This is a genomic window from Gardnerella sp. 30-4 (assembly GCF_001641215.1).
Taxonomy (GTDB): Bacteria; Actinomycetota; Actinomycetes; order Actinomycetales; family Bifidobacteriaceae; genus Bifidobacterium; species Bifidobacterium leopoldii.
On the sequence record NZ_LXJL01000032.1, the window covers coordinates 1 to 12,506 of the forward strand.

Below are 12,506 nucleotides of genomic sequence, written 5' to 3' on the forward strand. Positions count from 1 at the left end.
CTTATATCAAATTATGGTACCTGAAGCGCTGGGCGAATGGGCGTGTGCTAATCTCATATATATAAATGCTTTTGTTTTACTATTAATTAATTGGCGATTAGGCAAATAATCTATAGGGGGAACGTTGTCTGTTGATGATTTAGTGAATGCTCGTGCTGATTGTGCGCGCAAAGCGTGGCGTAATTTTGCTCATGCAGATACTCGCGCAAAAAATGCGCTTCTCGAAAAAATGGCAGATGCTTTAGAGTTTGCAGCTTCAAATATTGCTGAGGCTAACAAAAAAGATCTTAAAGAAGCTGAAGCTAAGGGAATGGATGCTGGAAAGCTCGATCGGCTTAAATTTGATGAAGAGCGAATCCAAGCTTCTGCAAAAAGCGTGCGAAAAATTGCGCAATTGCAAGATCCTGTAGGTCAAGTAGTTCGCGGATACACTCTTCCTAATGGAATTAAACTTTCGCAAATTAGAGTTCCAATGGGCGTTATGGGAATGATTTACGAAGCTCGTCCAAACGTAACTATTGACGTAGCTGCTTTGTGTATTAAATCTGGAAATGCTGCGATTTTGCGAGGCGGAAGCGCGGCTCTTCATACGAATCAGGCGAGTATTGAAGTTATACAATCGGTTCTTAAAAATTCTAACTTTAGTGCTGATTTGATTCAGTCTGTTGATGATTTAGGAAGAGACGGAGCTACGTCAATGATGCATGCTCACGGTCATATTGATGTGCTTGTGCCTAGAGGTAGTGCAAATCTTATTGCAGCAGTTGTTCAAGAATCTACGGTTCCTGTTATTGAGACTGGAGCTGGAAACGTACATATTTATGTAGATAAAAGCGCTGATATTAAAAAAGCTGTACCTATTATTATTAATGCAAAAACGCAACGAGTGGGCGTGTGCAACGCTGCTGAAAAATTATTAGTGCATAAAGCTGTTGCGCAAGAATTTTTGCCAAAAATCGCTGCTGCTTTAGCTGAGCATAATGTAATTTTGCATGCAGACGATAAATCTTACGATATTTTGCAATCCGCTAATATTCAAGGATTGCAGCTTGAGCGTGCCACTGAGGAAGATTGGAAGCGAGAATATTTGTCGCTGAATATGGGTGTAAAAGTTGTAGATGATTATACTGATGCAGCTTCTCATATTGCGAAATATTCTACTGGCCATACTGAAACCATTATTGCTGAAGATTACTCAACTATTCAAAGTTTTATTGCAAGTGTTGATTCCGCTGTAGTTATGGTAAATGCTTCAACGCGCTTTACGGATGGTGGCGAGTTTGGTTTCGGTGCAGAACTTGGTATTTCTACGCAAAAATTGCATGCGAGAGGCCCTATGGGTTTGCTTGAAATGACAACAACCAAATGGATCGGCTACGGAGATGGGCAAATACGTTTATAGTTTATTTTTTACATCTCAATGCGCACTACTATTCAGTCGTGTGAATATTCGTGTGGTAGAGATTTGAGATTTTTCGCACTGAACGAAGGCGGACGTCAGAGCCGAAGGCTGCTGACAAGCCGAGTGAAGAAGAAAAATCGAAAAATCTCTGCGATGAGCACGGTTATTAACGATTGACATGTAGAGTTTGGGGGATTTCTTTACGAGCAATAAAAGAGGACTGAGGAAGCAACATTATTTTAAGAACAAAGCAGACAGTAAAATCTTTAACAGCCAGAGCGACGAAGGACGGGAACTTGCGAGGAGAGAAATCCCCCAAAACTCGCGCCACAGTAAGCAAATTAAAAAATAGACGTACTGGTTTTAATAGTTACGTGGCGGTAAGGTAAGAGTATGCCTAATAATGACGTGAATTTGAGTACAGCTGAAGCGCTTGATATTGCTGCTGAACGTTTGTCCATTGTGCGATATGTTTTTTTGGTGCAAATTGAAGATGGTATTGCTTCTGCATCGCAACGTTCATCGCTTGAGTATGCTGACGCAGTGTTAATGGGCTGGCCAGATTCTGATTCGAATGATGTGACTATTCCTGATGAAACTTCGTTTAATAATGTTCTTAAAAATGTTCGCAATATGGAAAAGAATATTATTAAGTTTAGCGAATTAGAACGTGATCATGATATTGATGGCATGACATCCATGCTTGCTAAAATTTCGGAATCTGTAGCGAAAATTCGTGGTGCGTATCAACCAGATTTCCCTCTTCCAACTTTTGCCGAAATCCAGCGTGTCGTAAAAGATGAGTGGGATGAAGAAATGGGCAATATTAATCCGGATAGCGCAAATGTTGTATCTGGGTTAGTGAATGAAACTCAAGTGGAAGACAAGGAATCTGAAGCGAATGAGTCCTGAAATTCACGAAGATGCAGAACGTCGCATGTCTGACCTATTTCATGGCGCGTTTACTGGTAAAGAAGCGGCTCCTCCTGCGGTTGTGAATTCAGTTCATAAACGTACTTCTACTCGTGGCAATGTGCACGAGCGTCAGCGCATTGGAATTATGGGCGGCACATTCGATCCAATACACAATGGTCACTTGGTTGCTGCTTCAGAAGTTGCTTGGGTTTATGATCTTGACGAAGTTATTTTCGTTCCTACCGGTAGGCCTGTTTTTAAGCTTGATAAAAAAGTTACGAATGCAGAAGATCGTTATTTAATGACTGTTATTGCAACAGCCTCCAATCCAAAGTTCACTGTTTCTAGGGTTGATATTGATCGCCCTGGAGTTACTTATACTATCGATACTTTGCGAGATATACGTGCTCAACATCCTGATGCGGAACTTTTCTTTATTACTGGAGCTGACGCTATTGCTGAAATAATGCAATGGAAAAATGCGCGCGAAATGTGGAATTTGGCTCGATTCGTGGCTGTTACTCGTCCTGGCTATTCGAGGCCAGAAAAGTTAGCAGATTCTAATTCTCCGTTAATGCCTCGCCAAATGCATACGAATGATACTGGTATTGCAGCGAATCGTGACGATATGGTTCATTGTGATTCTACGCATTTGCCGGTTGATATTTTAGAGATTCCAGCGTTGTCTATTTCTTCTACTGATGTTCGTCGTCGAGCTGAGCATGGTGAGCCGGTGTGGTATTTAGTTCCAGATGGAGTAGTTCAGTACATAGTTAAGCATGGTTTGTATCGTGCGTAATTATTGATTTTGTAGGCTTGTCGTTTATCGTCTGTGCAAAAAGTTAGTATTGATTATGTTCATTTCGCGAATTAAAGCGAACTAATGTTTGGAGATATGGTGAGCATCGTCCTTGAAGGAAAGCCAGATAAAAACCTTGTTCTCGTTACCGGTCGCGCACATCCGAAGCTTGCTCGTGATGTAGCTGATCAGCTTGGAATTGATGTACTTGAAACTACGGCATACGATTTTGCTAATGGTGAAATGTATGTTCGCTATACGCAATCTGTGCGTGGTACAGATGTATTCGTTATTCAAAGCCACAGTGATCCTGTTAACAAGTCCATTATGGAACAGTTAATTATGATTGACGCTTTGAAGAGGGCTTCTGCTCGTTCAATTACTGCAGTATGCCCGTTGCTTGGTTATTCTCGACAAGATAAAAAGCATCGCGGTCGTGAACCTATTTCTTGCCGCTTGATGTTTGACTTGCTAAAGACTGCTGGTGCTGATCGCATTATGAGCGTCGATTTGCATGCAGCTCAGTCTCAAGGATTCTTCGACGGTCCTGTTGATCACTTGATTGCTATGCCAGTTTTGGTTGATTACGTACGTGATCGTTTCCGCGATGATCTTGCTAATGTGACTGTTGTGTCTCCTGATGCTGGTCGTATTCGCGTAGCAGAACAGTGGGCTCAGCGCTTAGGCGGCGGTCCTTTGGCTTTTGTGCACAAAACTCGCGATATCACTTGCCCTAATAAGACGGTTGCAAATCGCGTCGTTGGTGACGTTGCTGGACGCGATTGCGTTATGGTTGACGACTTGATCGATACTGCAGGAACTATTGCAGGAGCTTGCAATGTGTTGAAGGAAGCTGGAGCTAAGTCTGTTACAGTTGTTGCAACTCACGGCGTGCTTTCTGGTCCTGCAGTCGAACGTTTGAAGTCTTGTGGTGCTAGGGAAGTTGTTTTGACTGATACTGTGCCTATTCCAGAAGAGAAGCGTTGGGATGGTTTGACTGTTCTTTCAATTGCTCCGCTTCTTGCAAGCGCTATTAAAGCAGTGTTTGAGGATGGTTCGGTTGCTAAGCTTTTCGACACTTATCCTGAGCATCACGGACAAGGATTCTTATTTGCTTAAGTATTGATTTTGTGCGGTTTGCTTTTCGGCGCGCCAATTTGACGTTTTTCGATATTATGGCATAATAGTGACTTGGCGGTTTTTCCGCCGTTCCCTCATGGTGTAATGGCAGCACACGGGTCTTTGGAACCCTTTGTCTTGGTTCGAATCCAGGTGAGGGAGCTTACTTGAAGCGCTACTCGTTGAATCGGGTGGCGTTTTTTGTTTTGAACGCTGCTAATAAGTAATAGAATTACATACAGCGAAATTTATTGAAATAGTATAAGGAGCGTATGCGTGGAAAAGCATGATGTAACTGCGGCAATAATTTTGGCAGCAGGCGATGGGACGCGTATGCGTTCAGAAACTCCAAAAGTACTACATCCATTTGCTGGTAAAACATTTCTCAATCGTGTTATGGATGCCATGAATGGCGTAAATCCTAAAAAACTAGCTGTAGTTGTGCATGCTCAGGCTGAACGCGTAGCTGCTGCTGCTGTTAGCTATAACGAAAATGTGCATATTGTAAATCAGGACGAAACTCCTGGAACCGGCAGAGCAGTGCAATGTGCTATTAAAGATCTTAATGAAATTGCTAAAAACGAAACTGGTGAAGCATTAAAAGGAGCTGTGCTGATTGCCGCAAGCGATATGCCGCTACTTGATACGCAAACTTTGCAGTCTTTAGTTGATTTTCACAATAATAATAACAATGTGGCAACAGTTCTTACAGCAGTATTAGACGATGCAACTGGCTACGGTCGTATTGTGCGCGAAGCAAACGGTGACGTTTTGCGTATTGTTGAGCATAAGGATGCAAATGCTGGAGAGCTTGCTATTCATGAAGTGAACACTTCTGTATATGTATTCGATGCGACTGTGTTATGTGACGCGATTGCAGATCTTAACGCTCAAAATGCTCAAGGTGAGTTCTATTTGACTGATGCTTTGGAACATGCTCGAAAGTTTGGTCATGTTGGTGCAATGTCTGCTCTAGATCCGCTTACTGTAGAAGGCGTAAATAATCGTGTGCAATTAGCTGCGCTCGCAAAAGCACATAATAAGCGTGTGTGCGAAAAATGGATGCTTGAAGGTGTAACTATTCTTGACCCTGATACTACTTGGATTGAAGATAGTGTTACGCTCGCACAAGATGTTACTGTGCTTCCTGGGTGCTTCCTTCAAGCTCGTACTACGGTTGCAAGTGGTGCTGTAGTTGGCCCTTACACGACTCTTATTGATGCGCAAATTGATGAGGATGCTGTGGTTGAACGTTCGCGCGTACAGGAATCGCATATTTGTAGGGCTGCAAACATTGGTCCTTGGACGTATTTGCGTGCAGGAAACGTACTTGGTGAGGAAAGTAAGGCAGGAGCTTTCGTAGAAATGAAGAAAGCTCATATTGGAAATGGCACTAAAGTACCTCATTTAAGCTATATTGGCGATGCTGATTTGGGTGAGCATACGAATATTGGCGGCGGTACGATTACTGCAAATTATGACGGAGTGCATAAGAATCATACTACGATTGGTTCTGGTGCTCACGTTGGCGCAGGAAACCTGTTTGTAGCACCGGTTACTGTGGGAGATGATGTTACTACCGGCGCTGGATCGGTGGTACGTCACGATGTTCCGGCTGATTCTATGGTGTACTCGGAAAATACTCAGCACGTTGTAGAGGGCTGGAAGCCAGCTTGGGAACGCTAAAAAGCGTTTGTTGGAGAATTAAGGAGTAGTAACATTATGACAGCTTTAGAAAGTTCAATTAGTGCAATTCGTATTGCTGCCGCTGCTGCAGACCGTTTGAAAGCAACGAACGAGCAGGCTTTTGATGTAAGCGATTTGCTTGGTATTACGGATGCTATGTTAGTTGTTTCTGCTTCAAATGAGCGTCAAGTATTAGCTGTTGCAGAAGAAATCGAAAAAGATTTGTACTTGAAAGACAACAAACGCAAGGCTTTATCTCGTGAAGGCTTGGAATTAGCACAGTGGATTTTGCTTGATTTTGGCGATTTTGTAGTTCATGTAATGCATGAGGAAGCACGAGCATTCTACCGCTTGGAACGCCTGTGGAATGATTGCCCGGCAATCGATTTGCAACTGCCAGAGCATGCTAGCGAAACTGAATAATAAGAAGAAAGTACGGTACAAACCATGGTTGATTTCGTAGAAAATGTTGCGAGTAACGTAAATAATTCCATTAATAGTGCGCATGAAGGAATTGCTCGTTCTGTTATGCTTATTCGCCACGGTCAAACTCCGTATAATGCACAGTTTCGTTTGCAAGGCATGATTGATATTGCTTTGGATGAGTCTGGAATGGATCAGGTGACTCGCTCTGGAAAAGCTTTGCGCGTGCTTTTTGGTGCTTCTGATTTAGAAGATCCAAAGGACCCGAACAGCGCTGAACACGTGCGCATTACGCCGGAAGAAGCGGACGCGAGTTTTGTGGCTATTGTTTCTCCACTTATTCGTGCTCAACAGACTGCTCATGCTTTTGCAGATAAGATTGGGCTTCATGTGCATGTTGAAAATGGTGTGCGCGAGCGTTTCTTTGGCGAGTGGGAAGGTTTGAATCGTCAGCAGATTAGCGAGCAGTGGCCGGAAGATTTCAAAGCTTGGGTTGAAGGTAAAGGCGGAGAGCTTCGTCATGGTGCTGAAGCTAAGCAGGAAGTAGGAGAGCGCGCTGCTGCTGCAGTAGAAGATTGGACTCGCAAAACTGGCGCAGACCGTGATTTGCTAGTATTTTCGCATGGTTCCTGTCTTTCGCAAACTGTTCATAAGCTGCTTGGATTAGATAAAGTAGATCCTTCTTACAAGACGATTGGCGGCATGGGAAATGGTCGCTGGGCGCGCTTAATTCCAAGTCTTAATGCGGATGGTTCGATTCATTGGCGTTTGGATGCTTATGATCAAGGCCCTGCAGCTGACCCTACAAGCCAGCGTCTTATTCGCATTTGGGGTGCTGCGTAATCTCTCCTTTACCGCTTAATTACCGAAAGCTACCGTTTAGCGATTTTGTAAAGACAGACTATTTACAGTGCCGTATAGTCAAAATTACAAAACAAAAAGCTAACAAACGCTAACAGTAGTGTACGGAAAGGAGGCTTGATGAAAGTAACTATTGCTATCGTTCCGCCTGAGGAAGAGCAGTCAGTTCAGTTGTCAATTCACAATATTGACGATGAGCTTAAGCACATTATCGCTCAGTTACAAAGCATTGACTCCAATGATGCAAATGTAAGAAGTGCTGAAAATAATACTGAAATTAATACTTCAGATAAGTTGAGCAACAATAATCCATTCATATACGGTTATATTAACGATTCGATTATTGTTATGCATGAGCCAGATGTGATTATGATTTGCGTTGAAAATTCGCGCGTAATCATTCACGGTGATAAAGGCGAGTGCGTGTCTTACAAGCGCCTAATGGATTTTGACAATCCGCAATTCGCGTCGTTTGTGCGCATATCTAAATCCGCAATCGTGAACTTGAATCGCATTGTTCGAGTCGATCCAGGATTTGGTGGAAGTATGAGCGTAAAAATGGACGATGGAAGTGTTGAGTGGATTAGTCGCAGATGCTTAGCTGGGTTCAAAAAGCGCTTAGGGATGTAGTTATAGTAATAACGAATGTAGCTGGAATGTAGTCAAATATAAAAMTCTTGTACTAAAAGCATGTAAAGCATGTGCAAAAACCGGTAAAATGTCCAACGTATTCTGTATCACAGAAAGCCGGGCATGTCGTGTGCCACAGCATCATGCAAGTACCCAACAGCACTCATATTTTAAGAAGAACAAAAGTAGGAGGTTGTCCCTTGGCTCTTCTTGACGACGTCAAAAATGAACTCGTTTCAAACAACAATGAGCTCCCGACTGTCATTATGGCTCAAGCTGCAGCAATGATGCGCTTTGCTGGCGGCTTAAGGCCAGTAAATAATCAGGCTGTTATTCGCGCTCAGTTAGATTCTCAGCGTGCAGCTCAGTGGCTTGTTGAGGTATTGAAAACTCATTTCCAGAGGGAAGCAACAATTGCTCAAGTTTCTCGTCAAACTCCTACGGGCACTGTAGTTCGCTATGACGTGGTAGTTGAGCGTGGTGCTGCAGCATTGGCTTTGCAATCTGGTCTTCTTGATCGACGTATGAGAATTGTTGCGGGTCTTGCACCTGAGATTGTTGGTGGAAGTATCGCCCAAATCAAAGCAGCTTGGCGTGGTGCTTTCTTGGCTCACGGTGCTATTTCGGATCCTGGCAAAGCTAGTTATTTGGAAGTTGTTTGCCCAACTCATGAGGCTGCAAATGCTTTGCAAACTATGGCAGCGCGACTTGGCATTAGCGCCAAGGCTCGTCAGGTTCGTAGTTCTGAGCGAGTGACGTTGCGCGATTCTGACGCAATTGAGCGAATGTTGATTTTGATTGGTGCTCCTCGTTCTGCTCGCGAATGGACCGGTAAGCGTTCGGACGGTGAAGCTCGCGGAAAAGCAAACCGTTTGGCTAATTTTGACGATGCGAATATGCGTCGTAGCGCTAAGGCTGCTGCTGAGGCATGCGAAAAGGTTCGTCACGCATTCGATATTTTGGGCGACGATATTCCGGATAATTTGTTAATGGCTGGAAAGCTTCGTCTTGAGCATAGCGACGCAAGTTTGGAAGAGCTTGGTCACTTGGCTGATCCTCCTATTACAAAGGATGCGATTGCAGGGCGAATTCGTAGACTTTTGCAGCTTTCGGCGAAAGTTGAGAAGTCGCGTATGCAGCAGCTTTAATGCTGGTTTTGCGTGGTTTGTGTGCGTAACTGTAAAGTTTCTGCCGTTTTTTGGCGTGCAACCGACTTTTTCTTTACATGCGCGTAAAGTTTCTGCCGTTTTTTGTTTTTGGCTGGTGTTTGGCTGGCGGGTTTCTGGAGTGGTTGTGTGAGATAGGAATTACTTGTCTCGCAGCGCTCCGCTCTTATACCTTATTTGGACTTAGCGGTTGTGTAGTTAAGTTTAGTTTTTTTTTACTTACTTTTTCTGCAAAAATAGTATTCATCAACAAGATTATTACTATCGTTCCGCTTTTATATTGCTCGACCAAGCAATTCCTATCTCCCACTCGTAAATTCACCCACCGTTGTTTTTGGCGTGGTAGTAGGGGTGCCTGGTATGGCGTGTGCAGCAGCAATGACGCTAGTGTTCTTTGGACAGTAAGAAATCAACGTCCGCAGAGCAATACTGTTAAAGTTCACTAAGCAACAAATAATCGCTGTTAGCAAAGCATTACTGCAAAGCTTCATAAGCAACGTTTGCAAAGCATTACTGCAAAGCTTCAGACGCAACGTTAGCATAGTACTGGTGCAAAGCTGCGTTGTTCATAGGGATTGTTGAAGATGTGCGGTATAATTGCACCCGGCAATGTGTTGATGTTTGAGGCTGATTTTGCGTTTTGTTGAACGAAGTAAGCCGGCACGGTAAGCCAGTATGTAAGTCAAATATGGTAAGCCAATATGGTTTGGAAAGGATACCAATGAAGACACTGAAAGATTTGGGAGATTTGAGTGGTAAGCGCGTATTGGTTCGCGCTGATTTTAACGTTCCTCTCAAGGGTACGACGATTACTGATGATGGTCGTATTCGTGCTGCTTTACCAACCATTAAGGCTTTGCGTGAGCAGGGTGCTAAGGTGATTTTGATGGCTCACCTTGGTCGTCCAAAGGGTCAGGTTGTTCCAGAGCTTTCCTTGGCTCCAGTTGCGCAGCGTTTAGGTGAATTGCTCGGCACAAATGTTGTTTTGGCTGCAGACACTTACGGCGAAGATGCTCAAGCTAAGGTAGCTGCCATGAATAATGGCGATGTTGTTTTGCTCGAAAACGTGCGTTTCAACGCTGAAGAAACCAGCAAGGATGCCTCCGAGCGCGCATCTTACGCTAAGAAGATTGCTTCTCTTGGCGAAGTATTTGTTTCCGACGGCTTTGGTGTTGTGCACCGCGCTCAGGGTTCAAATTACGATGTTGCTGCCGATCTTCCATCAGCTGCAGGCTTGCTTGTTGAAAAGGAAGTTAAGGCACTTTCTCGCGCAACTGAAAACCCAGAGCGTCCTTTGACTGTTGTACTTGGTGGCTCTAAGGTTTCCGATAAGCTTGGCGTTATTGAGAATTTGCTTTCTAAGGCTGATCGTCTTGTTATTGGCGGCGGTATGGTGTTCACATTCCTCAAGGCTTTGGGTCACGAAGTTGGTACTTCTTTGCTTGAAGAGGATCAACTCGAGAAGGTTAAGGGCTACATTGAAACCGCTAAGAAGAACGGCGTTGAGCTTGTACTTCCAACCGATATTGTTGTGAATGCTGGCTTCCCAGCAGGGGATACTCCAGTTGCTCCAGAAGTAGTTCCAGCAGACGCTATTCCTGCAGACAAGATGGGCTTGGATATTGGTCCTGACTCTCAGAAGCTTTTCCACGACAAGATTGTTGACTCCAAGACTGTTGTTTGGAACGGTCCTATGGGTGTGTTCGAGGTTCCAGAGTTTGCAGCTGGTACTCGCGCTGTAGCCCAGGGCTTGGTCGATGCAACTAAGAACGGCACTTTCACTATCGTCGGTGGTGGCGATTCTGCTTCTGCAGTGCGCAACCTTGGATTCCCAGAAGATGGCTTCTCGCACATTTCTACTGGCGGCGGCGCTTCTCTCGAGTTCTTGGAAGGCAAAACTCTTCCAGGTTTGAGCGTGCTTGAGTAAGTAATGTTGCTTGAGTAAGTAATATTTACGCGAGCAAGTATAAACTAAATATTTCCGTTTATGCCGACTCTCGATTTTATGAATTCGCTTTGTAAATCGAGGTCGGCATAACACTAATTTGCGCAATACTATTAATCTCAATCGTAAACTTTTAAGGGTGATTATGGTTTCCAAAAGAAAGCCGTTAGTCGCTGGTAATTGGAAAATGAATTTCAACCACCGCGAAGCTACGCATTTTATACAAAAATTTGCATGGCTACTGCGTGACGCGCATTACGACTATCACGATTGTGAAATTGCACTTATGCCTTCTTTTACTTCAATAAGAAGCGTGCAAGTTCTTGTTGAGTCTGACCATTTGCCAATATTGTACGGAGCTCAAGCTGTTTCTGTTACTGCTCAAGGAGCTTTTACTGGTGATGTTTCTGCAGATATGCTTGCAAGTCTTGGATGCTCAATGGTTATTGTTGGTCATTCTGAAAGACGCAAGTATCATCCTGAAGATGATGCAAATATAGTTGATCAAGTTCGAGCTGTTCTTGCCGCAGGAATGCAGCCAATTCTTTGCGTTGGTGAAAGTCTTAAAGAACGTCAACAGGGTGTTGCGCTCGATTTTGCTGTAGGGCAAGTGCATGATGTAACGCGCGATTTGGATGCGAAGCAAGCTAAGCGTTTAATTATTGCGTACGAACCAGTTTGGGCAATTGGTACGGGTATGGTTGCCACTGCTAATTCAGCTCAGGAAGCTGCATTGGCTATTCGTGAAGACTTGCGTGTTACGTTCGGTGACGATGTTGCAGATACTGTCCGTATTCTTTACGGCGGATCTGTAACGTCTTCTAATGCTTCAAGTCTTATCGCAGAGCCAGATGTCGATGGATTCTTAATTGGTGGCGCTTCTCTTGATGCGCAAGAACTTGCTAATATTGTGCGACTAACGGCTGCACAAACACGTTTAGAAACTAAATAAGCTTAAGTGGTCAAAGGTTATTATTAGACTTAACCAGGTACTGTAAAACAGGAGGTTGGTTGTGTCCACTGTGAAGATTATTTTGCAGGTGTTGCTTGTGCTCACTAGCATTTTGCTCACATTGTTAATTTTGATGCACAAGGGCAAGGGCGGCGGCCTTTCCGACATGTTCGGCGGCGGTTTAACGAAGAACGCTGGTAGCTCTGGTGTTGCAGAAAAGAACTTAAATCGTTGGACGGTTATTATTGCATTAATTTGGGTTGCTGTGATTGTGGCTTTAAACTTAATGACTAAGTTCTCGCTCATCTGAGTATTCTTTTTGAAAAGCGCATGGTTGTCAGATTGTGCGCTTTTTGTTTATATGCTTTGTTTGCAGGCTTTGACTGAAAGCTTGCTTCACTGTTTATTTGCCCGTTGTATTCGCCCATTTTATTTATATAAGTGTTTATTATTATGCGTTTTTCTCCTTCTTTAGTAATTGCGGATCTTGATGGCACCATGCTTCACGATGCCGATACTTTTGAAGGGCGCTTTTTAAGCAACGAAACTGTGAAAGCAGCTAAGTGTTTGCGCGAAAACGGAATTCCTCTTGCGATTATTACGGCTCG

General features: G+C 43.8%; 12 protein-coding genes and 1 tRNA gene. All 13 read left to right on the plus strand.

Translation table 11 applies throughout. The features are described 5' to 3' along the window. Window positions 1-124: 124 nt before the first annotated feature. The 13 genes from A5294_RS02735 (at window position 125) to secG (ending at window position 12,208) form a co-directional block, all read left to right on the plus strand. Window positions 125-1,402, plus strand: coding sequence for a glutamate-5-semialdehyde dehydrogenase (locus tag A5294_RS02735; RefSeq protein ID WP_082851872.1), 1,278 nt, complete (start codon window positions 125-127; stop codon window positions 1,400-1,402). Between the two features lie 393 nt (window positions 1,403-1,795). Further along, window positions 1,796-2,314: a hypothetical protein gene (locus tag A5294_RS02740; RefSeq protein ID WP_064340405.1), complete on the plus strand. Its 519-nt coding sequence runs from the start codon at window positions 1,796-1,798 to the stop codon at window positions 2,312-2,314. Next, window positions 2,304-3,116, plus strand: coding sequence for a nicotinate-nucleotide adenylyltransferase (gene nadD / locus A5294_RS02745; RefSeq protein WP_004106489.1), 813 nt, complete (start codon window positions 2,304-2,306; stop codon window positions 3,114-3,116). The genes A5294_RS02740 and nadD overlap by 11 nt, the downstream gene beginning before the upstream one ends. A gap of 96 nt (window positions 3,117-3,212) precedes the next feature. Beyond that, complete coding sequence (locus tag A5294_RS02750; protein WP_032835511.1) at window positions 3,213-4,235, plus strand: ribose-phosphate diphosphokinase; 1,023 nt, start codon at window positions 3,213-3,215, stop codon at window positions 4,233-4,235. A 91-nt stretch (window positions 4,236-4,326) separates the two neighbouring features. Next, a tRNA-Gln gene (locus tag A5294_RS02755) sits at window positions 4,327-4,397 on the plus strand. A gap of 114 nt (window positions 4,398-4,511) precedes the next feature. Further along, window positions 4,512-5,921 carry a bifunctional UDP-N-acetylglucosamine diphosphorylase/glucosamine-1-phosphate N-acetyltransferase GlmU gene (glmU, locus tag A5294_RS02760; RefSeq protein ID WP_064340406.1) on the plus strand — a complete coding sequence of 470 codons (1,410 nt, stop codon included), beginning with the start codon at window positions 4,512-4,514 and terminating at the stop codon, window positions 5,919-5,921. 36 nt (window positions 5,922-5,957) lie between these two features. Further along, window positions 5,958-6,344, plus strand: a complete 387-nt coding sequence (gene rsfS / locus A5294_RS02765; RefSeq protein ID WP_064340407.1) for a ribosome silencing factor — start codon at window positions 5,958-5,960, stop codon at window positions 6,342-6,344. A 24-nt stretch (window positions 6,345-6,368) separates the two neighbouring features. Next, window positions 6,369-7,187: a histidine phosphatase family protein gene (locus A5294_RS02770; protein WP_064340408.1), complete on the plus strand. Its 819-nt coding sequence runs from the start codon at window positions 6,369-6,371 to the stop codon at window positions 7,185-7,187. Between the two features lie 138 nt (window positions 7,188-7,325). After that, window positions 7,326-7,835, plus strand: a complete 510-nt coding sequence (locus tag A5294_RS02775) for a LytTR family DNA-binding domain-containing protein (protein WP_064340409.1) — start codon at window positions 7,326-7,328, stop codon at window positions 7,833-7,835. 200 nt (window positions 7,836-8,035) lie between these two features. Beyond that, the gene (whiA, locus tag A5294_RS02780) at window positions 8,036-8,983 is read left to right on the plus strand and encodes a DNA-binding protein WhiA (protein WP_004119060.1); all 948 of its coding nucleotides are present in this window, start codon (window positions 8,036-8,038) and stop codon (window positions 8,981-8,983) included. A 739-nt stretch (window positions 8,984-9,722) separates the two neighbouring features. After that, on the plus strand, window positions 9,723-10,928 hold the full coding sequence (gene pgk / locus A5294_RS02785; RefSeq protein ID WP_064340410.1) for a phosphoglycerate kinase: 1,206 nt from the start codon (window positions 9,723-9,725) through the stop codon (window positions 10,926-10,928). A 163-nt stretch (window positions 10,929-11,091) separates the two neighbouring features. Next, on the plus strand, window positions 11,092-11,898 hold the full coding sequence (gene tpiA, locus A5294_RS02790) for a triose-phosphate isomerase (protein ID WP_064340411.1): 807 nt from the start codon (window positions 11,092-11,094) through the stop codon (window positions 11,896-11,898). Between the two features lie 61 nt (window positions 11,899-11,959). Continuing rightward, window positions 11,960-12,208, plus strand: coding sequence for a preprotein translocase subunit SecG (gene secG / locus A5294_RS02795; RefSeq protein WP_004119067.1), 249 nt, complete (start codon window positions 11,960-11,962; stop codon window positions 12,206-12,208). Window positions 12,209-12,506 lie beyond the last annotated feature (298 nt).